28 protein-coding genes and 3 tRNA genes are annotated in these 25,397 nt (G+C 71.6%); 11 read left to right on the plus strand and 20 right to left on the minus strand.

What is annotated here, in order from left to right; all coding sequences use genetic code 11:
- Position 1 precedes the first annotated feature (1 nt).
- The 3 genes from Nocox_RS39585 to Nocox_RS39595 are packed head-to-tail and all read right to left on the minus strand — an operon-like array spanning position 2 to position 2,281.
- Complete coding sequence (locus tag Nocox_RS39585) at positions 2-562, minus strand: GNAT family N-acetyltransferase (protein WP_020544240.1); 561 nt, start codon at positions 560-562, stop codon at positions 2-4.
- A gap of 9 nt (positions 563-571) precedes the next feature.
- Positions 572-1,624 (minus strand): quinone-dependent dihydroorotate dehydrogenase, encoded by a 1,053-nt coding sequence (locus tag Nocox_RS39590; protein WP_020544241.1) that lies wholly within the window; start codon positions 1,622-1,624, stop codon positions 572-574.
- A 6-nt stretch (positions 1,625-1,630) separates the two neighbouring features.
- A complete protein-coding gene (locus tag Nocox_RS39595; RefSeq protein WP_020544242.1) occupies positions 1,631-2,281 on the minus strand; it encodes a response regulator in 651 nt (216 codons plus the stop codon).
- A 19-nt stretch (positions 2,282-2,300) separates the two neighbouring features.
- Here Nocox_RS39595 and Nocox_RS39600 point away from each other — a divergent pair, with 19 nt between their 5' ends.
- Positions 2,301-2,675, plus strand: a complete 375-nt coding sequence (locus Nocox_RS39600; protein ID WP_020544243.1) for a tautomerase family protein — start codon at positions 2,301-2,303, stop codon at positions 2,673-2,675.
- Between the two features lie 39 nt (positions 2,676-2,714).
- The gene (gene lpdA, locus Nocox_RS39605; protein WP_026214552.1) at positions 2,715-4,094 is read left to right on the plus strand and encodes a dihydrolipoyl dehydrogenase; all 1,380 of its coding nucleotides are present in this window, start codon (positions 2,715-2,717) and stop codon (positions 4,092-4,094) included.
- A 76-nt stretch (positions 4,095-4,170) separates the two neighbouring features.
- Here the strand turns inward: lpdA and Nocox_RS39610 are convergent, their stop codons facing one another.
- Together Nocox_RS39610 and Nocox_RS39615 are read right to left on the minus strand one after the other, a co-directional pair.
- Positions 4,171-5,094 carry an RNA polymerase sigma-70 factor gene (locus tag Nocox_RS39610; RefSeq protein ID WP_020544245.1) on the minus strand — a complete coding sequence of 308 codons (924 nt, stop codon included), beginning with the start codon at positions 5,092-5,094 and terminating at the stop codon, positions 4,171-4,173.
- Positions 5,091-5,834, minus strand: coding sequence for an SDR family NAD(P)-dependent oxidoreductase (locus Nocox_RS39615; protein WP_026214553.1), 744 nt, complete (start codon positions 5,832-5,834; stop codon positions 5,091-5,093). The genes Nocox_RS39610 and Nocox_RS39615 overlap by 4 nt, the downstream gene beginning before the upstream one ends.
- A 115-nt stretch (positions 5,835-5,949) precedes the next feature.
- On the opposite strand from Nocox_RS39615, the gene Nocox_RS39620 reads away from it, so the two are divergent.
- From Nocox_RS39620 to Nocox_RS39635, 4 genes are all read left to right on the plus strand, one after another.
- On the plus strand, positions 5,950-7,389 hold the full coding sequence (locus tag Nocox_RS39620) for a hypothetical protein (RefSeq protein ID WP_020544247.1): 1,440 nt from the start codon (positions 5,950-5,952) through the stop codon (positions 7,387-7,389).
- Between the two features lie 120 nt (positions 7,390-7,509).
- Positions 7,510-8,010, plus strand: coding sequence for a hypothetical protein (locus tag Nocox_RS39625; RefSeq protein WP_020544248.1), 501 nt, complete (start codon positions 7,510-7,512; stop codon positions 8,008-8,010).
- 52 nt (positions 8,011-8,062) lie between these two features.
- Positions 8,063-8,830, plus strand: coding sequence for a macro domain-containing protein (locus tag Nocox_RS39630; RefSeq protein WP_020544249.1), 768 nt, complete (start codon positions 8,063-8,065; stop codon positions 8,828-8,830).
- Positions 8,831-8,885: 55 nt separating this feature from the next.
- Complete coding sequence (locus Nocox_RS39635; protein WP_157383151.1) at positions 8,886-9,650, plus strand: hypothetical protein; 765 nt, start codon at positions 8,886-8,888, stop codon at positions 9,648-9,650.
- Here Nocox_RS39635 and Nocox_RS39640 read toward each other — a convergent pair.
- On the minus strand, positions 9,635-10,258 hold the full coding sequence (locus Nocox_RS39640; RefSeq protein ID WP_020544251.1) for a class I SAM-dependent methyltransferase: 624 nt from the start codon (positions 10,256-10,258) through the stop codon (positions 9,635-9,637). The genes Nocox_RS39635 and Nocox_RS39640 overlap by 16 nt on opposite strands.
- A 133-nt stretch (positions 10,259-10,391) precedes the next feature.
- Between Nocox_RS39640 and Nocox_RS39645 the strand changes: the two genes are divergently transcribed.
- Positions 10,392-12,434 (plus strand): cellulose binding domain-containing protein, encoded by a 2,043-nt coding sequence (locus Nocox_RS39645; protein WP_020544252.1) that lies wholly within the window; start codon positions 10,392-10,394, stop codon positions 12,432-12,434.
- A 2-nt stretch (positions 12,435-12,436) separates the two neighbouring features.
- Here the strand turns inward: Nocox_RS39645 and Nocox_RS39650 are convergent, their stop codons facing one another.
- The 7 genes from Nocox_RS39650 to Nocox_RS39680 form a co-directional block, all read right to left on the minus strand.
- Positions 12,437-13,450, minus strand: coding sequence for a P1 family peptidase (locus Nocox_RS39650; protein ID WP_026214556.1), 1,014 nt, complete (start codon positions 13,448-13,450; stop codon positions 12,437-12,439).
- 25 nt (positions 13,451-13,475) lie between these two features.
- Positions 13,476-14,120, minus strand: coding sequence for a response regulator (locus tag Nocox_RS39655; protein ID WP_020544254.1), 645 nt, complete (start codon positions 14,118-14,120; stop codon positions 13,476-13,478).
- Positions 14,113-15,267, minus strand: coding sequence for a sensor histidine kinase (locus Nocox_RS39660; RefSeq protein ID WP_020544255.1), 1,155 nt, complete (start codon positions 15,265-15,267; stop codon positions 14,113-14,115). Before Nocox_RS39660 ends, Nocox_RS39655 begins: the two co-directional genes overlap by 8 nt.
- A 3-nt stretch (positions 15,268-15,270) precedes the next feature.
- A complete protein-coding gene (locus tag Nocox_RS39665) occupies positions 15,271-15,966 on the minus strand; it encodes an ABC transporter permease (protein WP_026214557.1) in 696 nt (231 codons plus the stop codon).
- A gap of 18 nt (positions 15,967-15,984) precedes the next feature.
- On the minus strand, positions 15,985-16,884 hold the full coding sequence (locus tag Nocox_RS39670; protein ID WP_020544257.1) for an ABC transporter ATP-binding protein: 900 nt from the start codon (positions 16,882-16,884) through the stop codon (positions 15,985-15,987).
- The gene (locus tag Nocox_RS39675) at positions 16,871-17,767 is read right to left on the minus strand and encodes a hypothetical protein (RefSeq protein WP_020544258.1); all 897 of its coding nucleotides are present in this window, start codon (positions 17,765-17,767) and stop codon (positions 16,871-16,873) included. Before Nocox_RS39675 ends, Nocox_RS39670 begins: the two co-directional genes overlap by 14 nt.
- A gap of 134 nt (positions 17,768-17,901) precedes the next feature.
- Positions 17,902-18,357: a nitroreductase family deazaflavin-dependent oxidoreductase gene (locus Nocox_RS39680; protein ID WP_020544259.1), complete on the minus strand. Its 456-nt coding sequence runs from the start codon at positions 18,355-18,357 to the stop codon at positions 17,902-17,904.
- A gap of 277 nt (positions 18,358-18,634) precedes the next feature.
- On the opposite strand from Nocox_RS39680, the gene Nocox_RS39685 reads away from it, so the two are divergent.
- Positions 18,635-19,537 (plus strand): phosphotransferase, encoded by a 903-nt coding sequence (locus tag Nocox_RS39685; RefSeq protein ID WP_020544260.1) that lies wholly within the window; start codon positions 18,635-18,637, stop codon positions 19,535-19,537.
- 368 nt (positions 19,538-19,905) lie between these two features.
- The gene (locus Nocox_RS39690; RefSeq protein ID WP_020544261.1) at positions 19,906-20,244 is read left to right on the plus strand and encodes a hypothetical protein; all 339 of its coding nucleotides are present in this window, start codon (positions 19,906-19,908) and stop codon (positions 20,242-20,244) included.
- Positions 20,245-20,557: 313 nt separating this feature from the next.
- Here Nocox_RS39690 and Nocox_RS39695 read toward each other — a convergent pair whose 3' ends face one another.
- From Nocox_RS39695 to Nocox_RS39720, 6 genes are all read right to left on the minus strand, one after another.
- Positions 20,558-20,965 (minus strand): PIN domain-containing protein, encoded by a 408-nt coding sequence (locus Nocox_RS39695; RefSeq protein ID WP_020544262.1) that lies wholly within the window; start codon positions 20,963-20,965, stop codon positions 20,558-20,560.
- Positions 20,950-21,210, minus strand: a complete 261-nt coding sequence (locus Nocox_RS39700) for a type II toxin-antitoxin system Phd/YefM family antitoxin (RefSeq protein WP_020544263.1) — start codon at positions 21,208-21,210, stop codon at positions 20,950-20,952. The genes Nocox_RS39695 and Nocox_RS39700 overlap by 16 nt, the downstream gene beginning before the upstream one ends.
- Positions 21,211-21,328: 118 nt before the next feature.
- Positions 21,329-21,405 (minus strand) — tRNA-Phe (locus Nocox_RS39705).
- Positions 21,406-21,410: 5 nt separating this feature from the next.
- Positions 21,411-21,485: transfer RNA gene (locus Nocox_RS39710), tRNA-Asp, on the minus strand.
- Between the two features lie 101 nt (positions 21,486-21,586).
- Positions 21,587-21,659: transfer RNA gene (locus Nocox_RS39715), tRNA-Glu, on the minus strand.
- Positions 21,660-21,661: 2 nt separating this feature from the next.
- Positions 21,662-23,170 carry a metallophosphoesterase family protein gene (locus Nocox_RS39720; protein ID WP_020544264.1) on the minus strand — a complete coding sequence of 503 codons (1,509 nt, stop codon included), beginning with the start codon at positions 23,168-23,170 and terminating at the stop codon, positions 21,662-21,664.
- Positions 23,171-23,254: 84 nt separating this feature from the next.
- Between Nocox_RS39720 and Nocox_RS39725 the strand changes: the two genes are divergently transcribed.
- Positions 23,255-23,605, plus strand: coding sequence for a metallopeptidase family protein (locus Nocox_RS39725; RefSeq protein ID WP_020544265.1), 351 nt, complete (start codon positions 23,255-23,257; stop codon positions 23,603-23,605).
- Positions 23,606-23,739: 134 nt separating this feature from the next.
- Entirely contained in the window at positions 23,740-25,041 is a 1,302-nt protein-coding gene (locus tag Nocox_RS39730; protein WP_246649687.1) for an MFS transporter, read from the plus strand.
- Here the strand turns inward: Nocox_RS39730 and Nocox_RS39735 are convergent, their stop codons facing one another.
- The gene (locus tag Nocox_RS39735) at positions 25,042-25,365 is read right to left on the minus strand and encodes a PspC domain-containing protein (RefSeq protein WP_020544267.1); all 324 of its coding nucleotides are present in this window, start codon (positions 25,363-25,365) and stop codon (positions 25,042-25,044) included.
- Positions 25,366-25,397 lie beyond the last annotated feature (32 nt).

Raw genomic sequence — 25,397 nt, forward strand, 5'->3', positions numbered from 1 at the left:
CTCAGAACGAGAAGGCGGGGCGGTCGTTGAGTATCCGCTGGAACAGCCGGTGGTCCTGCCAGCGGCCGTCGATCTCCAGATAGCGGGGCGCGGTGCCGACCTGCTCGAAGCCGGCCTTGCGGAGCACGCTCTGCGAGGCCACGTTGTCGAGCAGGGTCGCCGCGGCGATGCGGTGCAGGCCGAGCACCTGGTCGGCCAGCCGGCACACCTCCAGCACGGCCCTGGTGGTCAGGCCGCGGCCGGTGTAGCGGGCGTCGGTCCAGTAGCCGAGGTCGGCGTTGAGCCACGGGCCGCGTACGAGGTTGTTGAGCGTCATGCCGCCCACGATCTCGTCGCCGTCCGCCAGCACCCAGGGCACCGTGCGGCCGTCGGCCGCCTGCCGCAGCAGGTCCTTGAGCCGGTGGGACTGGCCGGCGAGCGTGTAGAACTCGTCGGGGCGCCGCGGCTCCCAGCGGCGCAGGTGGTCACGGTTGTGGGTGTAGGCCCGGAGCAGGGCCTCGTCGTCCTGCTCGGTGAGCGGGCGCAGGACGACGCCGTCGGCGATTGCTACCGTCTCGATCACCTTTCCACCCTAGGCGGTGCGGCCGACGGCTTCGGCGATGCTCTTCATCCCGTGTCTGCGGGCCCGGCGGGCGAGCTGCCGGTGGATCCTGGCCGCCCACAGCGGGCCGCCGTAGATCCAGCCGGTGTAGCCCTGCACCAGGGTCGCGCCGGCGAGCACCCGCTCCCAGACGTCGTCGGCGTCCTCGACGCCGCCCACGGACACCAGCGTGAGGCGGTCGCCGACGCGGGCCCGCAGCCGGCGCAGCACCTGCAGCGAGCGCTCCTTCAGCGGGCGGCCGGACAGCCCGCCGGTCTCGCCGCCGTGCCTGACCGTGGTGTTGGTCGCGATGATGCCGTCGAGCCCCAGCTCCAGGGCCAGGTCGGCGATGGCGTCGACGTCCTCGTCGGCGAGGTCGGGCGCGATCTTGACCAGCAGCGGGGTGCGGCGCGGCGTGCCGTCGGCGACCTCCTTGACGGCGGCGAGCAGCGGGCGCAGCAGCTCGACCGCCTGGAGGTCGCGCAGCCCTGGGGTGTTGGGCGAGCTGACGTTGACCACCAGGTAGTCGGCCAGCGGCGCCAGCTCCTTCGCGCCGGCGACGTAGTCGGCGACCGCCCCCGACTCGGGGACGACCTTGGTCTTGCCGATGTTCACCCCGACCACGACCGGCACGCCGCGCGGACGGCGCAGCCGGCGGGCGGCGGCCTTCGCGCCGTCGTTGTTGAAGCCCATCCGGTTGATCACCGCGTGCTGCGGCACCAGCCGGAACAGCCGCGGGCGCGGGTTGCCCGGCTGGGCGTGCGCAGTGATGGTGCCGACCTCGACGTGGCCGAAGCCGAGCGCCGCGACGGCCTCCGCGCAGGCGGCGTCCTTGTCGAAGCCCGCGGCCAGCCCCAGCGGGCCCGGGAAGTGCACGCCGAACGCGCTGACCCGCAGGACCGGGTCACGCGGCGCGAGCGCCCGGTGCAGGAGCCGCTTGAGCAGCGGCAGGCGGGCGAGGAGCGCGAGGGCGCTCACGGTCAGACGGTGCACGGCCTCGGCGTCGAAACGCCGCAAGACCTGCGTGAACACGAGGCGATACATCACGGGTCAGGCTACCAACCCGGCCTCGTGGGCGATGATCGCGGCCTGGACGCGGTTGCGCACGTCGAGCCGGGTCAGGATGGCGCTCACGTACGCCTTCACCGTGCCCTCCACGAGGTGCAGCCGGCCCGCGATCTCCGCGTTGGACAGCCCCGCCCCCACCAGGGCCAGCACCTCCCGCTCCCGCCCGGTCAGCGCCTCGACGCGGTCGCGCGCCCGCGCGCCCCGGACCATCCGGCCGCCCGACAACTGCGCGATGACCCGCTGCGCGACCCGCGGCGACAGGTACGCCGCCCCCTCCGCCACGGCGCGGATCCCGGCGATCAGCTCGCGCGGGTCGCCCGACTTCAGCAGGAACCCGGCCGCGCCGACGTCGAGTGCCTTGGCGATGTAGTCGTCCTCGCCGAATGTGGTCAGCATCACCACCGCGGTGCCCGGCGCGGCCCCGCGGATCTCGGCGGCGGCGGCCAGCCCGTCGAGCCTGGGCATGCGGATGTCGAGCAGCGCGACGTCCGGGTGGTGGCTGATGGCCAGGTCGACGGCCTGCCGTCCGTCGCCCGCCTCGGCCACCACGTCGAGCTCGGGGTCGGCGGCGAGGATGGCGCGCACCCCGGCGCGCATCAGGGCCTCGTCGTCGGCGAGGAGGATGCGGATCACACCTCCTATAGTGGCGCGTATGGCGCAGGTGAAGGTGTACGGACGCAGGGACGTGTGGGCCGGGCGGCAGCGGGAGCTGTCGGACATGCTGCAGGAGTGCCTGGTGAGCGCGTGGGGCGTGCCGGAGGACAAGCGGTTCCACCGCTTCCTGCTGCTCGACCCCGACGACTTCGTCTGCCCCCAGCGGGGCGAGCGCTACGTCGTCGTGGAGGTGGTCTGCTTCACCGGCCGCAGCGACGACGCCAAGCGGGCGCTCATCCGCGAGCTCTACGCCCGCTGGCCGCACGACCCCGAGGACATCGAGATCACGATCATCGAGATGCCGCGGGTCAACTGGGGCATCCGCGGGGTTCCCGCCGATGAGCTGACCCTTCCGTACAAGGTGGAGGTCTAGCGTCAGGGGTGGTTCCGGGCGAGCGGTATGGTCCGACTCATGAGCACTCACTATGACGTCGTCGTTCTCGGCGCGGGTCCGGGAGGATACACGGCCGCGGTCCGCGCCGCCCAGCTCGGGCTGCGCACCGCGGTCGTCGAGGAGAAGTACTGGGGAGGCGTCTGCCTGAACGTCGGCTGCATCCCGTCGAAGGCGCTGCTGCGCAACGCCGAGCTGGCCCACATCTTCCACAACGAGGCCAAGACCTTCGGCATCAGCGGCGAGGTCACCTTCGACTACGGCGCGGCCTTCCAGCGCAGCCGCAAGGTGGCCGACGGCCGGGTCAAGGGCGTTCACTACCTGATGAAGAAGAACGCCATCACCGAGTACGACGGGCGGGGCACGTTCCTCGACGCCAACACCCTCCAGGTGAACGGCGAGACCATCACCTTCTCCCACTGCATCATCGCGGCCGGGGCCACCACGAGGCTGATCCCCGGCACGCAGTTGTCCGAGCGGGTGGTGACGTACGAGGAGCAGATCCTCAGCGAGGACCTGCCGCGCAGCATCATCATCGCGGGCGCCGGCGCCATCGGCGTGGAGTTCGCGTACGTGCTGCACAACTACGGCGTCAAGGTGACCATCGTCGAGTTCCTCGACCGCGTCGTGCCGCTGGAGGACGAGGAGGTCTCCGCCGAGCTGGCCAAGCGTTACAAGCGGCTCGGCATCGAGGTGATGACCTCGACCCGTGTGGACGGCATCGAGGACACCGGCTCCTCCGTCAAGGTCACCGTCACCAAGAACGGCCAGCAGCAGGTGCTGGAGGCCGACAAGGTCATGCAGGCGATCGGCTTCCAGCCGCGCGTGGACGGCTACGGCCTGGAGAAGACCGGCGTGGCGCTGACCGACCGGGGCGCGATCGCCGTGGACGGCCGTTGCCGTACGAACGTGCCGCACATCTTCGCCATCGGCGACGTCACGGCCAAGCTGATGCTGGCGCACGCGGCCGAGGCCATGGGCGTCATCGCGGCCGAGACGATCGGCGACGCCGAGACGATGGAGCTCGACTACGTCATGATCCCGCGGGCGACCTACTGCCAGCCGCAGGTGGCGAGCTTCGGCTACACCGAGGCGCAGGCCCGTGACCTGGGCTACGACGTGAAGGTGGCGAAGTTCCCGTTCACGGCGAACGGCAAGGCGCACGGTCTCGGCGACAGCGCCGGCTTCGTCAAGATCATCAGCGATGACACGCACGGCGAGCTGCTCGGCGCCCACCTGATCGGCCCCGAGGTCACCGAGCTGCTGCCGGAGCTGACGCTGGCCCAGCAGTGGGACCTCACCGTGCACGAGGTGGCGCGCAACGTCCACGCCCACCCGACGCTCGGCGAGGCGGTCAAGGAGGCCGTCCACGGGCTCGCGGGGCACATGATCAACATGTGATCGCGGCGGCTGGGGCCGCACGCGCGCGCGACGTGAGCCCGATGGCCGTCATCGGGTCACGTCGCCCCGGGCCGCGTCATCCGGCGTGGCGCATCGCCTCGTGGGCCTCGCGGCTGACCTTGTAAGCGTCGCCCACCGGGCCCAGGTGCCGCAGCTTGTCCGGGTTCGCGACCGCCCGGATCGTCGCGATCCTGCCGCCGCGGATGTCCAGCGACACCGTGTTGATCACCTTGCCCTCCGCGTCGCGGAAGACGGCCCCCGGCTCGCCGTTCAGCTCGCGCGCCTCGACCGAGCCGCCGATCGCGAGGAGCGCGGGGACCAGCCGGGCGAACACCCGGGCGACGTTGTCCGCGCCGACGATGGCGCGCGCGAGCACCGGCGCCTTGCCGCCGCCGTCGCCGAACGCCCGCACGTCGGCGGCGAGCACCTCGCGCAGCGCGCCGACGTCGCCGCCGCGGATCGCGTCGAAGAAGCGCCCGGCGAGCTCCGCGCGTTCCCTCCGGCCGGCCGCGAACCGGGGACGGCCCTCGTGCATGTGCCGGCGGGCCCGTACGGCGAGCTGCCGGCAGGCCGCCTCCGACCGGCCCACGGCGTCGGCGATCTCGGGGAACTCGAAGCCGAACACGTCGCGCAGCACGAAGACCGCCCGCTCGGCCGGGCTCAGCCGTTCGAGCATCAGCAGCGCCGTCGTGGAGACCGAGTCGGCCAGCTCCGCCGAGCGCTCCGGGTCCTGGTAGGGGTCCTCCAGCAGCGGCTCGGGCAGCCACTCCCCGAAGTACGACTCCCGCCGCACCCGCGCCGACCGGAGCTGGTCGATCGCCACCCGGGTGACCACGGTCGACAGGTACGCCTTGACCGAGTCGGGCGCGGCGCCGGCGGCCGCGTACCGCAGCCAGGTCTCCTGGACCGCGTCCTCGGCGTCGTCCACGCTGCCGAGCAGGCGGTAGGCGATCGAGAACAGCAGCGGCCGGAGCTGCTCGAAGCCCTGGGTCCTGGTCACCAGGCGATGGGGCCGAGGCGGTCGATGAAGATCCCGCTCGGCCCGTCCGCGTCCAGCGTGGCGAGCTCGATGATCGGGTCGCTGCCCTCGGTGACGGTGAGCTGTCCGGTGTGGTGGTTCATGTCGGTGGCGGTGAACTTGCGGGCCACGACCTCCCCCGGGGTGAGGGCGTTGACCTTGACGTGCGGGAGCGCCTGGGCGTAGCGGACGGTGATCATGTTGAGTGCCGCCTTCGACGAGCTGTAGGCGAGCTCGTGCATCTTCGTGACCGGCTGGGTGGGGTCGGCCATGACCGCGAAGGAGCCGCCGGCGCTGGAGACCATCACCACGCGCGGGTTGTCGGCCGCCTGGAGCAGGGGCAGGAACGCGTTCGTCACCCGGACCGGCCCGTAGACGTTGGTGTCGTAGACGGCGTGCACCTCCTCGGCGGTCGTCTGCGCGGGCGGGACGACGTTGCCGGGCGCGCCGGCGTTGTTGACCAGCACGTCGAGGCGGTCGGTGTGCTCGCGGACGAGCCGTACGGCGTCGGCCACCGACCGGTCGGAGGTGACGTCGAGCGGGACCACGACCACGTCGGCGCCGCCCTCGGCGAGCGTGGCCGCCGCCGCCCGGCCGCGGCCCTCGTCGCGGGAGCCGAGGAACACCTTCCACCCTTCCGCGCCGAGCCGCCGGGCCGTCTCCAGGCCGAGGCCCTTGTTGGCGCCGGTGATGAGCACTGTGGTCTGTTCTGCGTTCGTCATGCCCTCTGAGACGAGATGACCTTTCCGCCGGTGACACGGTGTGAGCGGACTCACAGCCGCCGACCTTGGAGGTGAAGCGGCGGGAATGTCATCGCCGGTTGCTAGCGTGCCGGACATGCTGGAGATCGGCGATGTCGTGGCCGTCCCGCTGCCGCTGGGCGGCTACGGCGCCTGTCAGGTGACCGCGACCGGCGAGCACCTGACGGTGTGCGTGCTCGACTGGCGCTCCGACGCGGTGCCCGCGCTCGACGACCTGCGCACGGCCGGGCCGCTCCGGGTCGACCACCACTCCTGGTCCGGCGATCCCGAGGTGGTCGACGTTCCCGCCGGCGAGCACCTGCCCGCCGGCGCCGTGCTCCTCGGCCGCCTCCCGGTCCTGCCCGGGCTGCCGGGCGCGTCCGCCGCGTTCGGGTCCTGGCAGGGCATGGGGCTGCAGGTGGTGCTGCAACGGCGCTGGGAGCTGGAGGTGCCCGCCGCGGTCAGGGAGGCGTACAAACGGGCGGCCCGCGGCAGGGTCCAGGCCGACCTGGGGCACGGGCCGGTGAGCAGGCCGGCCGCCCTGTCCGCGCTCGACCTGCGCGACCACGCGGGAGACGTCCGGTGGGCGGGGCTCGACGCGCTGCCCCGCCTGACGCAGCTCACCTGGCGGGGCGCCGAGCGCGGCCTCGTGGCGGCGCTGGAGGCCCGGCCGCTGATCACCGCCCTGCGCTGGGAGGATCCGCCCGAGGCGGTCGACCTGAGCGGGACCGGCCTCCACGGGCTGACCCTCGCCGGCGCGGGGCCGCGCCGGGTGGCCCTGCCGCCGGGGCTGATGGCGTTGTGGCTGGAGGGCGAGGCTCCGGAGACGGTCGAGGCGGCCGACGGGGGCCGGTGGATCAGGCTCACCACGCGGTCGGGGGCGCCGCGCGGGCTGCGCGGGGTTCGTGACCTGGTGGTCGAGGCGTCGGGCGACGTCAGCGGCGCGTGCTTCGGCGGCTTGGCGGAGCTGGAGCGGTTGTCCGTCCGCTGGGCCCCGCCGCACGGCGGCCTGGCCGGGCTCGACGCCCATCCCCGGCTGCACACGCTGGAGCTGACCGACGCGTACGGGGTCGAGGCGTCGATGCTGCCCGTCCCTGGCGGGCCGCTGCGGCTCCTGCGCGTCGACGGGTTCAGGAGCAGCCGGTCCAGGGCCGTCCGGCAGCGCTACCGGGGCGCCGGGGTGATCGTCGAGATCCGGGGCGCGAAGCCCGACCACTGGCTGGAGGCCAACCTCGACAACCCGCTCCGCGACTGGGTGGACGACCACAAACGGGCGGGCGAGGCGGCGTGCCGGGCCTACGCGGCGGCGTCCCGCGCGATCGCGGCCCTGGACGTCGACGATCCGGGAGCCGTGGCGGACGCGCGCACGATCCTGCGGAGCTTCGTCGAGACGCTCAACGGCGTCGAGGAGCGCTACGAGATCATCGACACCCTCCGGAGGGAGGAGGCGGGCGAGGTGTTCTCCGCGCTGGCGGAGCGGGCGGGCGTCCCGGCGTCGGAGGCGGAGGCGTGGTTCGGCGACTGGCGCGCGTTCTGACGCCCCCTCGTACGGTCATGGTTGAACCGACAATTGTTCTCCGTGCTGACAATCACATTTTCACCCAATCTTCAGATTTCCCACACGCTGCTCTGAACCTCCGAGGCCAGGGTCCTGACCATGACCTCAACCGCGGAGAGGGCGGCGCGCCGCCGCCGGTTCGCTCAAGCAGGCCCGATCTCGCTGCGCCTCGGCCTCCTGGCGCTGGTCGCGATCGGCATCGCGGGAGCCGCGTCCGAGCTGGCCTTCGAACGCCACTGGCGCTCCCCCGTCCAGCTCATCCCCTGGGTCGCCCTGGCCCTGCTCGCGGTCGCGCTGGTGCTGCTCGCCCTGAGCGAGGCCCCGCGGGCGGTCGCCACGGCGCGGGTGCTCGCCGCGGTGGTGCTGCTCGCCTCGGCGTACGGCGTGTTCATGCACGTGTCGGTCAACCACGGCATGGGCGCGACGGCCACCGGGTGGGACACGCTCTCGCCGCTCTCCCAGTGGTGGTACGCGTTCACCAAGACGGTCGGCACGGCCCCGCCGCTCGCGCCCGGCATGCTCGCCCAGAGCTCCCTGCTGCTCCTGCTGGCCAGCCTGACCCCGAGGAAGAAGGCCGCGGCGGCCGGACCCGCCGCCTGACCGGGAGCCGGGACTCTGGTCAAGGGCACGACGGCGGCGATATGTTCGATCTGTGACGGCACGCCCGGATCAGCCCTTCCGCACCCCGGGCGGCCGCGCCCGCCTGGCGCGGCGGTTCTTCCTCGCCTTCGGCGTCGTCTCGGTCGTGCTGGTGGTGGCGCTGGCGTACGGCGTCCCGTTCGGGCCGCTGTGGGTGGCGCTCGCGGTGGCCGGCTGCCTGGCCTGGGCGCTGATCCGCGACCGTCCGCGCCCCGAGGCCGTCCGCCGCGTGGCCGGCGCGACGGTCGTGGTCCGCGCCGGCGATCTGCTCGCCGAGCCGGGCGAGCTGGTGGTGGGCTGCGGCGACACCTTCGACCTGGACGCGGGGTCACTGGGCCCGGCCTACGACGGCGGCCCCGAGCGGCTGGAGGAGGAGCTGGACCTGGCGCTCGCCACCCGGGTGCCGACGTCGGTGGAGTCGCGCGAGGCCAAGCCCGAGGGGCGGCTGCGGCGCTACCCGATCGGCACGGTGGCGGTGCTCGGCGGCGGCGGGCGCCGCGTCCACTGCCTGGCCTGTACGCGCATGGGCGCGGCCCCGTCCCTGGACGATCTGTGGACGGCGCTCGGCCGCCTGTGGACGGCGGTGCGCGACAGCGGCGCCGAGCGCGTGGCGGTCCCCCTGCTGGGGGCCGAACTGCCGATCGGCAGGGACGTCCTGGTCAGGCTGATCGTCCTGTCGTTCGAGGCGCAGGCTCAGGTGGCGCCGGTGTGCCGGGAGCTGGTCGTGGTCGTGCCGCCCGGGGAGAATCTCGATCTTCCGGATCTGGGGACGAACTTCTAAGGCGTGATCAGCGTCACATGGTGCAACAAGCGCATATGTGAGGCTGGTGAGATAAGTGACATTAGGTCGCATCTTCATCGCGGTAGCCGCTGTGGCGGCCCTCGCGCTCGGCACCGACGGGACCGCCGCCGCCGCGGCCGAACCCCAACGACCGGCCGAGACCCGGGTCACCCCGGGAGCGTACGAGAGCGCCCAGGACGAGCCGGAGTGCGTCCGGATCCGGGGCGCGAAGGCGTGCGTCGGCCCGGACGGCAGCGACCGGCCGGGCATCACCGTCGAGGACACCGCCGGCGACCGGCTGCACGCCGCCGTCGAGTACTACCAGCACGGCTACCTCGGCACCGAGCACGTCATCCACAACCTGGCCGGCAGGGGCCAGGTCCGCGGCAACCGGGAGATCGGCAAGGTCGTCACCTTCCGGGCCGCGCTCTACCGGGGCGACCGCCGGGTCAAGTACGGCCGCTGGAAGACCGTCCAGAACGTCGCCAAATATCCGATCAAGCGGGACACCCGGGTCACCCCGGCCGCCGCCCGCGCCCGCGCCGAGGTCTGCACCACCGTGCGCGGCGCGGCCATGACCTGCTTCGCCGAGCGCAAGTCGGCGTACGTGCTCGCCTGCGACGTACGGGCCGACAAGTACCAGGCCCGCGCCGAGTACTTCGTGGGCGGCGACCCCACCACCCGCTTCGAGATCCGCCAGCTCGCCGGCGCCGGCACGTGCGGCAAGGCCGAGCACGGGGAACTCGCCATCAGCATGTACCGGGCCGTCCTCTTCGACGGCAGCCACCGGGTCGGCGACCAGCTCTACAAGTACAACTGAGCCCGGCGGGGCGGCCGGGCCGGCTCGCGGTGGACCAGCAGGTACCGCCAGAACAGCAGCCGCCTGATCCGCGCCCCGGGCAGCAGCCCGGCCGCCTCCCGCCTGATCTCCGCCAGCGTCATCTCCGGCCGCCGCACGGGAGCCGGCGGGACGGCTTCCCGCCCGCGTTCGCGCACGGCGACGGCGGCCCGCGCCACCGCGTTGACCGGGACGGCGGCCAGACTCCACGCGAGGTCCGCCGCCGACCGTTCCCGGTAGCAGCCGAGGATGGCGAGCACCCCGCCGGGCGCCAGCGCGCCCCGCAGCCGGGAGACCGTCGCGAACGGCACGTGGTGGATGCTCGCCAGGCACGAGACGAAGTCGTAGTGCCCCTCGGGCAGCTCCAGCTCCGTGATGTCCGCGTGCAGGAACCGGGGCCCGCCGCCGGCGCCCCGCGCCGCCTCGATCACCTCCGCGCTCGGGTCCACGGCGTCGACCTCGATGCCGCGCGCCGCCAGCCGCCGGGCGAACCGCCCGGTGCCGCAGCCGACGTCCAGCGCCCGCGCGCAGCCCGGCGGCACCCGGCGCAGCAGCGTCCGGTGGTAGTGATCGTTGTGGTCGAACGGCATGCGCCCGATCCTAGGAGGCCCTGAAAGTTTCACGTCCGGTTGACCGGGCCGGACACCGCGCCACATGATCCTCATGCCTCCTGGTCAGGAGGGGGCGTCGAGTGATGACCGCTATCCGTGGCGAGGTGCTTCGATGCCGAGATCCCTGTTACCGGCCGCGTCCGCGGTCCTGCTGGCGCTGACCGTGCTCAACGCGCCTCCGGCGCGGGCCGCCGCCGATCCGTCCCCTGTCGCCGTGACCGTCAACGCGCGGGCCGCGCTCGCCACCGTCCCCGAGACCGGCATCGGCACGAACCATGCGATCTGGGACTCGAACCTGGGTACCGACGCCACCGCCGACACGCTGAAGGCCGCGGGCGTGAAGCTGCTGCGTTACCCGGGCGGCTCCTACTCCGACATCTACCACTGGGAGACGCACACCGCCCCCGGCGGGTACGTCGCCCCGAACACCGACTTCGACACGTTCATGCGCGGCGTCCGCCGTACCGGCGCGCAGGCGATGGTGACCGCCAACTACGGCACCGGCACCGCCGCCGAGGCCGCCGCCTGGGTCCGCCAGGCCAACGTCACCAAGGGCTACGGCATCAAGTACTGGGAGATCGGCAACGAGAACTACGGCAACGGCCACTACGGCAGCGCCTGGGAGGCCGACGACCACGCCGACAAGAGCCCGGCCGAGTACGCCCGCCACGTCGTCGCCTACGCCGACGCGATGAAGGCCGTCGACCCCACCATCAAGATCGGCGCGGTGCTGACCACCCCCGCGAACTGGCCCGACGCCATCGTGGGCGAGGGCGACGACGGGAGCTGGAACAAGGTCGTGCTGTCCGCCGCCGGCTCCAAGATCGACTTCGTCATCCTGCACTGGTATCCCGGCGCCCTCGACCGGGCCGGCCACGTTCCCGACATGATCCGGCTCACCCGCGAGCAGCTCGCGGCATACGCGGGCGCGGGCGCCGACCGGATCGGCATCGCGATGACCGAGTTCAACACCGGCAGCAGCAGCAACGGCACCAACACCCAGCCGGGCGCGCTGGCCGCCGCCGACGCCTACGCCACGCTGCTGGCCAACGGCGTGTTCACGGTCGACTGGTGGAACGTCCACAACGGCATCGGCACGGTCACCGAGGTCGAGGGCCACACCGACTACGGCGACTTCGGCCTGCTGTCGAGCGGCACGTGCACCGCCGACGGCTCGGTGTGCGAGCCGGCGCTGAACACCCCGTTCGCGCCGTACTACGCGCTGCAGATGGTGAGCAGGTTCGCCCGGCCCGGCGACCAGTTCGTCAGGGCGGCCACCGACCAGCCGAAGGTCACCGCGCACGCCGCCCGCCGTCCCAACGGGGACCTCGCCGTGATGCTCGTCAACACCTCGTCCGACACCTCGTACCCGGTCACGATCGGCTACGAGGGCTACCGCCCGGCCTCGGGCGCGCCGACCGTGCTGACGCACACCAACGGCGCGACCGCCATCACGACCGCCACGTCGGGGACGGCGACGGCCCAGACCCTGCCGCCGCTCTCCCTCACCACGCTCGTGCTGCGCCCGGCCGCCTCGCAGGCGGGCCTTCCCGGCGCGCCCGGCCGGCCCAAGGCCACGAACGTCACGGACCGGGCCGCCACGATCACCTGGCCCGCCGCCTCCCCCGGCGCCCGCCCGATCGCCAAGTACGAGCTCCACCGCCAGAACGGCGCGATCACCGAGCAGCTCGGCGAGACCTCCGGCACCTCGTTCACGGTCGGCAACCTCACCCCGGGCACCCGCTACACGGTCAACGTGATCGCCAGGGACACCGGCGGCGGCCTGTCCTGGTCCTCGCCGCCGCTGACGTTCACCACCGGCACGCCCGCGACCAGCTCCTGCTCGGTCCGCCTGACGAACGTGACGGACTGGGCGAGCGGCTACGTCGGCAGCCTCGACATCACCAACCGCGGCGCCCCGCTCAACGGCTGGACGCTCAGCTTCGCCTGGCCCCGGACGTGGCAGAGCCTCGGCAGCGGCTGGGGCGCCGTGTGGACGGAGACCGGCTCCCAGGTCAAGGTCGTCAACGACCCGGCGAGCCCGGCCCTCGCGACCGGCGCCACGGTCACCGTCGGGTACGTCGGCAACTACGGCGGCCCGAACGTCCTGCCCGCCGTCTTCACCCTGAACGGCACCGTCTGCCGCACCGAGTGACCTCAGCCCAGGAAACGCCGGTCGTACGGCACCGCGTGCGCCGTACGACCGGCGAAGCCGGTGGTGGTCGTCGCCATGAACAGCGAGTTGAGCAGCGCCTCCTCGACCGCGTCCATGACGGCGGCGAACAGGGGGTCGAGCGCCGCGTCCGGCACCGCCGGGACGCCGGGCGGCGCGGTGCTGAAGGCGATCGCGTAGTCGCCGCTCCCCTGCGCGTACGAGGCCCCCACCCGCCCCATGGCGAACACCGCCCGGCGCGCGAGACGGCCGAGCCGGCGCGCGTCGAGCGGCGCGTCGGTCGCCACCACGATCATGCACGAGTTCCCCGGAGGCTCCGGCCGCCGCACCCCCGGGACGACCTCCTCCACCGGCACGGGAACGCCCCGCACGGTCAGCACGCCGCCGAAGTTGGCCTGCGCCAGCGCGCCGACCGTCGCCTCGCTCCCGCCCGCCGTCACGCGGCGCGACGAGGTGCCGACGCCCGCCTTGAAGCCGAGCGCCGTCGTCCCGGTGCCCGCGCCCACGCACCCCTCGGCGGGCAGCCCGCCGCTCGCCCCTTCCAGCGCGTCGAGCACGTGCCGCTCGGTGATCGGCCGGCGCCGGATGTCGGACAGGAACCCGTCGTTCGTCTCCCCCACCAGCGGGTTGAACGACACCCCGTCAGGGCGGCGCCCCATCAGGTACGTGAGCACCGCGTCGGCCGCCCGGAACACCGACAGCGTGGCGGTCAGCACGACCGGCGACTCCAGCACGCCCAGCTCGTCCACCTGGGTGGAGCCGACGAGCTTGCCGTACCCGTTGCCGGTGTGGACCGCCGCCGGCAGCCCGCCCTCCGCCAGGCGCTCGGGGACGATCGCGGTGACCCCGGTGCGCAGGTCCGCGCCGTCGTCCACGGTCGTGTGCCCCACCAGGACGCCGTTGACGTCGGTGATCGCGTTCAGCGGGCCGGTCGGCAGCGCGCCGATGACGACCCCGAGCGAGCGCGCCCGCACCCGCCCACCCCCGTGAGCATGCATGCGCCACATTCTGCTGGACGCGGCCTCAGCGGCCGTCGTCGAGGGTCAGCAGGCCGCGGCGGAAGGCGGTCGCGACGGCCGCGGCGCGGTCGTTGACGCCGAGCTTGGCGTAGATGTGCAGCACGTGGCTCTTGACCGTGGCCTCGCTGATGAACAGGCGGGCCGCCGCCTCCCTGTTGGTGGCGCCGTCCGCGATGAGCCGCAGGATCTCCAGCTCCCTGGCGCTCAGCGGGTCGGCGGGCGTGCGCACCTGCCCGAGCAGGCGGGTGGCGACCGACGGCGACAGCACGGCCTCGCCGCGCGCCGCGGTGCGGACCGCCCGCGTCAGCTCGTCGCGGCCGGTGTCCTTGAGCAGGTAGCCGGTCGCGCCGGCCTCGATGGCCGGCAGGACGTCCCGGTCGGTGTCGTACGTCGTGAGGACCAGCACCCGGGCCCCGATCCCCAGCTCGGCGAGCCGTTTGATGGCCGTGACGCCGTCCGTGCCCGGCATGCGCAGGTCCATGAGGATCACGTCGGGGTCCAGCGCCCGCGCCAGCTCGACCGCCTGCGCGCCGTCGCCGGCCTCGCCGAGCACCTCGAAGCCGGGGTCGCCGGCGAACATGCCGCGGATGCCGTCGCGGACGATGGGATGGTCGTCGGCGATCAGCAGCCGGATCGGGCGCTCAGCCACGCGCCACCGCCGGCAGGCTCGCCGAGATCGCGGTGCCCGCGCCGCTCTCCGACTCGATCTCCAGCGTGCCCGCCAGCCGGTCCAGCCGCTTGCGCATCGCGGTGAGGCCGAACGCGGTGAGCTGCGGGTCGAAGCCGATCCCGTCGTCGCGTACGTCCAGGGTGACCACATCCTCCATGTACGACAGCGTGAGCCCCACCCGGGAGGCGTGCGCGTGCTTGGCCACGTTGACCAGCGCCTCCTGCGCGGTGCGGAGCAGCGTCTCCTCGACCTCGGGGTGCAGCGGGCGGGCCGGGCCGGTGACCGTGAACTCCGGGGCGAGGCCGTTGAGCTCGCCCCACCGGTCGGCGACGTCCCGCAGCGCCTCCGTCAGCGGCGCCGACTCCAGCGGGCCCGGCCCCATCGCGTGCACCGAGCGCCGGGCCTCGGCGAGGCTCTCGCGGGCCAGCCGCAACGCCAGATCGACGTTGCGGCGCCAGTCGTCGGCCTGCCCGGCCGCCTGGAGCTGGGTGATGATGCCGGTCAGCCCCTGGGCGAGGGTGTCGTGGATCTCGGCGGCCATGCGCCGGCGCTCGTCGAGCACGCCCGCCTCGCGGGCCTGGACGAGGAGCTGGGCGTGCAGGCCCGCGTTCTCCCGCATGGCCTCCTCAAGCTGGGCCACCATCCGCTCGCGTTCCGAGCTGCGCTCGTCGGTGATCTGGCCGAGGAAGCTGAACAGGGCGACCCCGGCCGCGATGGCCCCGGTGAAGAACACGTACGTGAGGATCGCGGACGGCGTCGGCTCGGGCAGCCCGCCGTTGTAGGCGGCGACGCTGATCGCCGCCACCCCCGTCACGCCGGCGAACCGCCACAACCCCTTCAGGTAGCGCCAGGAGTGCAGATAGCCGATGAAGCCGAAGAAGCTCGCGAACCACATGCTCTGGCCGCACAGCACGCCGATCAGCAGGACGAGCCCCGCCACGTACACCGGCCCGCGCGGCACCAGCCACACCCACCCGACGGCCGACGCCGCCAGCCCCAGCATGATCCACGGCGAGGCCGCGCCGTCGGCCAGGGCGAGCCCCACGGACACCGCCAGCAGCACGTACGGCGCCGCCGCGAGCTGGCGGTCCAGCACCCGCTCCCACCGGTCGAGCCGGCTGGTCATACCTCACTCCCAGCGGAACAGCTTGGCCGCCGCCACGCTGACGACCAGGGCGTAGGCCGCCATCACGGCGAGCAGCAGGGGGCTGGGAGCACCACCCGCCCAGACGTCCCGCAGACACTGCCCGAACGCCCCCAGCGGGGTGTACTCCCCGACACGAGCCACCATATCGGGCATCTGGTTCGCGGGCTGGATGAGACCGGCGAGGTACGCCATCGGGAAGTACAGCAGGACGCCGATCCCGTTCGCGGCCCTGCCGTTCGGCGCGAGCGCGGCGATGAGCAGGCCGACCGCGAACATGCTCGCCGTCCCCAGCAGGAACGTCAGCACGCCGGGCAGCACCCGGTCCGGCAGATGGGCGCCGAGCACGGTCCCCGCGACGACCAGCAGCAGCGCGCAGGCCGTCACCGCGAGCACGAGCTGCAGCAGCAACTGCACCACCAGCAGCCGGCCCGGGCGCACCGGCGTCGCCGACATCCGCCGCAGGATGCCCCGCTCCCGGTAGGTGGCCAGCGTGGTCGGCACCAGGTACAGCCCCACGAGCCCCACCGCGATCGACAACGACATCGGCAGCAGCACCCGGTCGCCCGGCTCGATCGAGCTGCCGAACACCACCAGGATGAACAGCGGGATGAGCAGCGAGAACATCGCTCCCGGGTCGCGGACGAGCAGCTTGGTCTCGACAAAGGTGAGCTTCAACATGATCCTGTCCTGGCTTTCTCAGTGGTCTTCGAAGGGACGGCCGGTCAGCGCGGCGAAGGCGTCGTCCAGCGTGCGCTTGTCGATCCGCAGGTCGCTGACCAGCACCTGGTGCCGGGCCAGGTGCGCGGTGACCGCCGTCGCGAAGTCGCCGCGGCCCGTGACGACCACCCGGTCCCCCGTACGGGACACCCCGGTCACCCCCGGCAGCCCCGTCAGGTCCGGCGCCTCGCCCTCCTTCAGGGTGAAACGCATCCGGTGCTCGCCCTCCAGCAGCCCCGACGGCGTGTCCAGCGCCACGATCCGGCCGCGGTCCAGCACCGCCACCCGGTCGCACAGCTCCTCGACCTCGTCCATGAAGTGGCTGACCAGCACCACGGTCACGCCGCTCGCGCGTACCTGCTTGATCAGCTCCCAGGTGGCGCGGCGGGCCTGCGGGTCGAGGCCGGTGGTCAGCTCGTCCAGGAACGCCACCCGCGGATTGCCCACCAGCGCGAGCGCGATGAACAGCCGCTGCTTCTGGCCGCCCGACAGCTTCCCGAACCGGGCGTTCCGCTTCTCGGCCAGCCCCCACTCCTCCAGCAGCGCCCGCCAGTCACGCGGCTCGGCGTAGAAGGAGGCGTACAGGTCCAGGGCCTCCCAGACCTTCAGGTTCTCCGGCAACTGGGTCTGCTGGAGCTGCACCCCGATCTGCTCGCGCAGCCGGCGCGCGTCCCGGACCGGGTCCAGCCCGAGCACCCGCACCGTCCCGCTGTCGGGCCGCCGCAACCCCTCCACGCACTCCACCGCGGTCGTCTTGCCGGCGCCGTTCGGCCCCAGCACCCCGAAGATCTCGCCCTCCTCCACCGAGAACGACACCCCGTCGAGAACCTTCAGCCCCGCGTAGCTCTTGCGCAGGTCGGTGACTTCAATGACTGCCATGCCTCAAAGCATGCTGTGACCGGCCCCTGCTCCGAATCGACCGCGCGGCCACGATCACCCTCGCATGCTGCTGACCGAAAAACCCACCGAACGGTGGATACCGCGCCCCGCTCACCGTCCGGCTGGGTAAACGAGGATGAGATCCACGTTCTGCCGCGTGTACAGCCGCAGCCGGTAACGACCGGGGCCGCCACGCGCGAGATCGGGGAAGCGCACCCCGCTCGCGGAGAGCCGCTGCATCACCGGGCGGCCCGAGCCGCCCACGATGTCCGCCTCGACCACCTTGTCCCAGCCCCGGCGCCTGAGGGGCGGCGGAGCGGAGCGCAGCGCCTTCGCCGTGACACAGGTCGCTGAGCGTCCCAGTCGTAGTAGGACGCCGTCGCCTGGAAGCGAGTGCGCAGCGCCGGCCACGGATCAGCGGCGCCTCCCTCGTCGGCTCGCGGTTCAGCTCGCGGGCCGTGCGCCCCAGCCAGACGACGTAGAGGACGTCCATCGCCTCGGCGATCGACTCGAACGTGCTGCCGCGCGTCAGGGCGTCCACGAGGACCACCAGGAACGCGCTCGCGAACGTCCCCGCCCCGATGAGCAGCGTCGCCCGGCTCCAGCGCCCGTCGCGCCGCTGCGCGAGCAGCATCATCACCATCATGACGAACGCGGCCACGCCCTCGACCACGACAACCGCGCGGTGGGCAGGGGTCGCGAGGATCAGGGGCTCCGCGCCGCCGGCGAGGGCCTCGAAGACGAGGCCGGCCGGCTCCACCAGCCCGAACAGAAGCAGAGCCAGCCTGAAGGCCCGCCCCGGCCCGGTGACCACGACCGTGAACAGCACCAGCGCGGGCATCCAGAGCACCAGGTTGATGACCATCTCGACCGTGCCCGGCATGAACGACGGGATCAGCGGCCACGCCCGAGGGCGAAGGCGAAGGAGGCGGCAGCCGCCAGACGATGTCATCGCACGATGGACCATGATCACAGTACGCCCGGCCCCCGACCCCCGGCCGCCCGCTCGCCCCGACCTCAGCCGGCGAGCCGCTCCTGCCGGTCGATCCTGAAGACGGGAAAGCCCGGAGCCACCGCCTGCACCTGCTCCTCGGACGCGCTCGCGTCGAGTCCCTCGAAGAACCTCCCGACCTCCCATCCCCAGCGCTTCAGGTAGGCCCGGAGAACGGCCGGCTTCTCGTCGTCGGACAGCTCGGTGGCGGTGAACGCCTCGACGCGCCGGCCCACGCGCAGCTCACCGTCGCCCGCGACCCGGAGGTTGCGGACCCACTGGGTGATGCCTCGGGGGGCGACCAGGTAGCGGGAGCCGTCCAGGGTCAGCAGGTTCACCGGCGTGGTACGCCATTCGCCGCTGGACCGGCCACGTACATACAGGATCCGGGAGCCCATGAGGCTGATCCCGAGCCGGGTCAGCCCCGCGACCATGCGGTTGAACAGGTGATCCATGCGGGTCGGTTCGACGTAGCGGGACATCGCCAGCTCCTCAGCAGATGATTTCCGAGAGCGCTGCTCTCGCTTGAGAACAAGCATCTCCAGATATCCGCTCACAGTCAAGAGCAATGCTCTCGCTTCGGTCCCCCGATCTCACCGCGACCCCGGGGAAATGCGGAACCGTCGCCCTGCGAGCCCTCACCCCGCCCCAGCCTTGACCCCACCGCCGCACAGCCGCCCCGCCGCCCCTGGACCGCAGCCTTGCTCCGGTGAGCGAGAACCACTCCGCCTGCCTGCCGCCTCAGTACTGTGCCTTCGCATGACCGACACCGAGATCGAGATCACCGCAGACCTGGTCCGCGACCTGCTGCAGGAGCAACATCCCGACCTTGCAGGGCTGGCCATCCGTGAGGTGGCGGGCGGTTGGGGCAACCAAATGTGGCGCCTTGGGGACGAGCTGGCCGTACGCATGCAGCGCATGGACCGCACCCCAGAGCTCCAGCTCAAGGAACGGCGATGGCTACCCGTGCTGGCGCCGCTCCTGCCGCTCCCGGTGCCGACCCCGGTGCGTTTCGGCGAACCGTCCGAGCGCTTCCCCAAGCACTGGACCGTGATGACGTGGGTTCCCGGCGAACCGCTGGACCACGGCTCGATCAGCCGCGGCGACCACGCGGCCGACACGCTGGCGGGCTTCCTCCAGGCGCTCCATGTGAAGGCGCCCGCCGAGGCCCCGACCGGTTCGGACTTCGGCGCTCATCCCAAGAGGTGCACGGGCGGTTTCGAGCAGTTCTTGCAGGCCATTGACCCCGACGCCGTCGGCGATGTCCGCGCCGTCCGGGCCGTCTGGGCCGACGCCGTCGCGGCCCCCGAGTGGGAGGGCCCGCCGAGATGGGTGCACGGCGACCTGCATCCCGCGAACGTCGTCGTCTCGGACGGAACACTCTCGGGCATCATCGACTTCGGTGCCTTGTTCGCCGGTGATCCGGCCTGGGACCTCGCCGCCGCATGGGTGCTGCTACCCGCGGGCACGGCCTCGCGGTTCTTCGACGCGTACGCGCACGCGGACGAGCCGACGATCAGGCGTGCCCGCGGGCTGGCCGCCATGAAGAGCCTCTTCCTGCTGCTCATGGGGCAGAACGGAGCCCGGGGCCTTCCCGGCGGCAAGCCGCACTGGGGACCCGCAGGCCGAGCGGCACTTGACCGTGTTCTGAAGGGCGTCTGACACATGGCTCTCTGACTCTTCTCGATCTCGGTCGAGGGCCATGTTGCAGCCCGCCTTCGTGGATTCATCGATCACCAGGCACGGCGGGGATGCCCAGGTCACGACCGTACGCTGCCCGCGGCCCCGATCGAACCGGCGGAGCCTCTCGTCGACGCCGGCCAGGCTGACCTGGGAACCTCCGACCTCACCGAGCCGGCCTTCGTGTCCGGCTTCTGCGATGCGGGCCACGAGGTTGTCGCGCATCTCCTCCAACCGGCCGCACCTCGTCACACTACGGACAGCAGCAGCGCGGCGCCGTGGAGAACCTCTCGGACTCCGCTGGACGAACGTCCGCAGGGCCGCCGGCCTCGAACGACACCGAGGTCACCATGATCATCTACGCCCACGCCTCCCTGGGCGAGAAGCGCAAAGCTCTCGGTAAGCTCGGCGATGCCCTGGCGAGAGCACATCCGTTTCCCGGGGTCCCGGAGTCCTCACTCCGGGACGTCTTTGTGTCCGAGCATTCCGATTCTCACCTGGTGGTTGTAGGCGGCATGCCCGATGACCTTGCCTTCGACCACGGCACCGATCTCGGGGAGCTCGTAGTCGGCAGGCATCCCGACGATCTCCGCGAGCCCGATCGCGTCAGGAACACCGGTAAGGCGTCGCCAAAGGGCTGGCGGCCGATGACCACGCCTGTCACTCGGGTCCCGACCGGCAGAGCGTGACGTGTAGCGGTCCAGGCATGGCGTACTCGCTCGGCGAACCTGGGTCCCTCGTCGGGCCACCCGTATTCAGGCACGTACTGAACCGTACGACGTTGCCGTCAGCAGAGACAGAAAAGCCCCGAAGGGCTAATCGCTACGGGGCATTCTTGCTGTTCAAAGCTGGTGGTCAGGGGCAGGGTCGAACTGCCGACCTTCCGCTTTTCAGATGGGGCGATCAGGGTGGTGGGCGCCTCGACCAAGCGCTGAGGGTGGCCGAGAGTTCCTTGAGCGTGATCTCGGTGGCCGACCCGCCGTCAAGGTTGGCCGTCGTCACTCAGCGAGGAACCACCTGCGCACGGACGCCCGGAAGATGATCGGAGGCGGCCGATGCGTCCATAGTGATCACTGTTCTCGCAGTGGCCGCGGCCGTCGCAGCGATCAGCAGGTCGTACGCTCCCCGAGACTTGCCCTCCCGTCGGACATGCGTCATGAGACGAGCGTGAACTCGGGCGACGTCCGTTGTGTACTCCTCCACGGGAATCAGCGCCAGTACCTCATCCACGAAGGCCTGCCGATTGGGTCGTCGGGCCGCGTCGGCCATCTCCACGCCGACGAGCAACTCGGCCACAGTGATCGCCGCAATGGCCACGTCATCGGCGTCATCGATCACGGCGTCCACGGACGCTTTGCCCCGCTCAGCGGCGATGAGCACGCCCGTGTCCAGGATCAGGCGTCGGGCCACGTGCTCCTCATCTCGTCGTCGATCGCCTCACGGGCCGCCGCGACATCAGCCTCGAAGTCCGCGTCCAGTCTCCCCGCGCTTCTGGCCAGAAACGCCTTGACCATGCGCCCTGGCGCGGTGGGCGCGGGGCCGATCACGGCGATCTGCTTCCCTCCGCGAGTCACCACGATCGTCTCCCCGCGCTCGGCCTCATCGAGGACGGTCGCGAAGCTGCGAGACGCCTCAGTGGCAGTCATCACCTTCATGGAATCAGATTATCTGATCCGGCCTCATCTGGATGGCCGTCCACCGCGCTTATTACGTCAATGGACACGAAAGAGCCCCGGAGCGATAACCGCTTCGGGGCTTTTTGCTGTTCAAGACTGGTGGTCAGGGGCAGGGTCGAACTGCCGACCTTCCGCTTTTCAGGCGGACGCTCGTACCAACTGAGCTACCTGACCCAGAGCGGTCCTGACGGGACTTGAACCCGCGACCTCCACCTTGACAGGGTGGCGAGCACTCCAAACTGCTCTACAGGACCTTGCTTGCCTTTCGGCGTTTCTTGCTGTTTGCGCTCGCTTAGCTTACCAGCTCTTCGGTGGTCTTCGACCGACCGTTTTGCTCGTGCGCCAGGCGCTCGCGTGCCCCCAACGGGATTCGAACCCGTGCCGCCGCCTTGAAAGGGCGGTGTCCTAGGCCGCTAGACGATGGGGGCCGTTAGGTTTCCCTGTCGCCTTCCGTCGGAGACCTCTGAAGCATAGGGGACGATTGCCCTTGATGCCAAAGTGGCGGTCCGGCGTCGGGTGACGGGGAGCCGGTGATCGTTCCCGTTGGCGACGGGGCGTTCGTGGGCTCCGGGGAAATCATACGTTGTGGGTTGGGCTCCACGTGACGCTGGATGTACACCGACTGCTCCCCCAGCCCGCCGAGCGTGACGTCGTCCCAGGCCCGGAGGCGGCGGGTCTCCTTGTCGAAGTACAGGACCGACGCCTGGACGGGGGTGGGCTGGGCGTGTTCGAGCGCGCGGAGGCCGGCGCCGCCGGTGGAGCCCTGCGTCAGCATGCGGGTGCCGGTGGGGAGTTTGGTGGTACGGCGTTCGTGGGTGTGACCAGCGAGGATCATGGGGGCGGCCCCGGAGAAGCCCTCGCCGATGACCGGGTCGTGGACGGCGATCAGGTCCGCCTTGCCGACCTTGTCCAGGTGTGCGCGGCCGAACTGCTTGAGCGCGGCCGGGTCGGAGTCCACGCTGACCGACTTGTCCGGCGTGAAGCGGGGGTCGCCGAGGCCGTAGATGGTCAGGCCGGCGACCTCGCGCGCCTGGCCGTCGAGGACGATCGCGTTCTTCTGCCGTTCGACGGCCTTCTGGGTGGTCATGGAGTCGTGGTTGCCCCTGACGTACACGTACGGGACGCCGAGGCGGCTGATCTCGTCCACGAACTTGTTCTCGGCCTTGGTGCCGTGGTCGGAGATGTCCCCGGTGTCCACGATCAGGTCGACCTTGAACTGGTCCTTGAGCGAGCGGATGACGTTCCAGGCGATGGGGTTGATGTGGATGTCGGAGACGTGCAGCACCCGGATGGATTTCGGGTCGGCGTCGTACAGCGGGAGGGTCGAGACCGTGTCGTAGAGCTTCGAGACGTTCGTGACGAGTTTGGTGAGCTGCGACCGGTACGACTCGAACCGCGTCACGATCGACTCCGCGCTGCCCACCAGCGACGGCGCGGCGGCGACCAGCCCCGAGTAGCGCGGCTCCACGAGCGAGTTGGGGCGGAAGGTGAGGACGGCGACCACCCCCGTGCCCGCGAGCGCCACGGAGGCCGCCAGAAGGCCCATGAGGGCCACGCGCGGGCGCCTGAAGACCAGCAGGGCGGCCGCCAGCGCCCCCGCGCCCGCGCAGAGCAGCGAGCGGACGGCGAGGGCCCGTACGCCGTCCAGGAGGTCCTCCTCGATCACCTGGGGCAGGCGGTCGGCCAGGCGCGGGTCCTCGATGAAGGCCTTGGCACGTTCCTGGTCGATGTTCTCCAGCGTGATGCGCAGGCGCAGGGGGGCGTCGTGGGTGCGGAACGCGAGCGTCCCCAGGGGGCTCGCGTCCACCACGGTCTCGCCGTTCCAGGCCGGCCGGAGCGACATGGCGGTCTCGACCGGGCCGACCTCGGTGCGTACGGAGCCGCTGAGGAAGATGCCCAGCCATGCCCCGATCGCGGCCACGACGAGGACACCGGCCACGCGCGCGGCTCGTGAGCGGATGACAACGTTTGCGGTATGGACGAACTTCATGCCGTTTCTTGCTTAGCTGACGGGCGGGGCAGAATGGCAACTGTGATCGAGGTGTCGAGGGAGAAGTTCGAGCAGCTCGTGGCCGAGGCTTTGGACACGATCCCCGGCGACCTCGCGTCCGCGATGAGCAACGTCGTCGTGGTCGTCGTCGATGATCCGCCGGAGCCCCACCTGCTCGGCCTGTACACCGGTGTCCCCCTCACCGAACGCGGCGACTGGTACTCAGGAGTCTTGCCCGACCAGATCGAGATCTACCGCAACCCGATATGTGAGATTTGCCAGACCGAAGAAGACGTCGTCGACGAAGTGCGCATCACCGTCGTTCATGAGGTGGGCCACCACTTCGGCATCTCCGACGAGCGGCTGCACGAGCTGGGCTGGTAACCCTTTGCTTTTGGTTGGCTTCTTTGGGTTGCGGCTTGCCATGCCGATCAGGCACCTTAGGTGACGTAGCGAGCACGCAAAGCGAGCATCGAGAACGCATCGAGAGTCAGGCACAGCGGAGTCCAATGGGGGCCATGCGGGCACGGCGGCCGCCAGGACGTCATCGACGGGGCGAGGCCGGCGCGGAAGGACAGCGAGCCACTTACCGGGAAGTCATCGCCATCAGGGAGTTCCGGGCCCTGTGGTACGGCCAGGGCCTCTCGCTCCTCGGCGACCAGCTCGCGCAGGTGGCGCTGGCCGTGCTCGTCTACCACCGCACCCAGTCGGCGCTGGCCACGGCCGCGGTCTACGCCCTCACCTACCTGCCCTCGATCGTCGGCGGGCCGCTGCTGGCCGGGCTGGCCGACCGGTTCGCCCGTCGCGGGGTGATGCTGGCCTGCGACCTCATCCGGTTCGCGCTGGTGGCGGCCATGGCGCTGCCGTTCATGCCGTTCTGGGCGTTGTGCGCGCTGGTGTTCCTCGTCGTGCTGCTGAGCGCGCCGTTCTCGGCCGCGCGGGCGGCGCTGCTGCCCGAGGTGCTCGACGGCGACACGTACGTCATCGGCTCCGCCCTCCAGAACATGACCAACCAGGCGGCGCAGATGCTCGGTTTCGCCGCGGGCGGAGCCATGATCGCCACCATGGGGCCCTACCGGGCGCTCGCCCTCGACGCCGCGACCTTCCTCGGCTCCGCGCTGATCCTGGCCTCCGGCGTACGCCGCCGCCCCGCCCCGCGCCCCGGCGACGGCTCCAAGCCGTCCATGTGGACGATGACCAGGGCCGGCGCGCGGCTCGTCTTCGGTACGCGAAATCTGCGGACGCTCGTACTGTTCGCCTGGTTGTGCGGCTTCTACGTGCTGCCCGAGGGCATCGCCGCGCCCTACGCGGACCGGCTGGCCGCGGGCGGCCCGCTGTCGGCGCCCGTCATCACCGGGCTGCTGATGGCCGCCATGCCCACCGGCACGGTGATCGGCGCGTTCCTTTTCAGCAGGTTCGTCACGCCGGCGCGGCGGCTGCGGCTCATGGGATGGCTGGCCGTGCTGAGCTGCGCGCCCCTGATCGTGACCGCGCTGCGCCCGCCGCTGGCCGTCGTCCTGGGGGCGTGGGTCCTGTCGGGGATCGGCGGCGCCTACCAGCTCGCGGCCAATGCCGCCTTCGTCCAGGCCGTGCCCGCCGGACGTCGCGCTCAGGCGTTCGGGATCGTGCACTCCGGGCTCATGGCCGTCCAGGGAGCGGGGATTCTCGTCGGCGGGTACGCGGCGGAGAGACTCGGTCCGGAGCCGGTGGTCGCGCTGTCCGGCGTCGCCGGGGTGATCTGCGCGGCCGTACTGGCCCTGCTGTGGACCGAGTCCCGGGGCGACCGGGCCGCCCGGATGTCCGCCGAGGCCCCCGCCTGATCACTGCTGCGGCGGCTTGTGCTCGCCGGTCCAGTCGGTCGTGCCGCGGTTGCGGCTCTGCTGCTTCTCGACGATCTGCTGGAGGATGGAGGTGTCGGTCTTCTCGTCCGGCATGAGGAGCCAGCCGATCGCGTAGACGCCGACGCCGAGGCCGCCGAACAGCGTCACGACCGCCAGGGCGATCCTGATGAGGTTGGGGTCGACGCCCACGTACTCGCCGATGCCGGAGCAGACGCCGGCGACGATCCGGCCCCGGTCCGTCCTGCGGAGCTTCTTGACGTGGGTCTGGGGCGATTCGGTGCCGTACTCGTGGTGTTCGCTCATGTCTCAAGACTGCCCCTGGGGGCGGTGTTAGC

It is taken from the genome of Nonomuraea coxensis DSM 45129 (assembly GCF_019397265.1).
Taxonomy (GTDB): domain Bacteria; phylum Actinomycetota; class Actinomycetes; order Streptosporangiales; family Streptosporangiaceae; genus Nonomuraea; species Nonomuraea coxensis.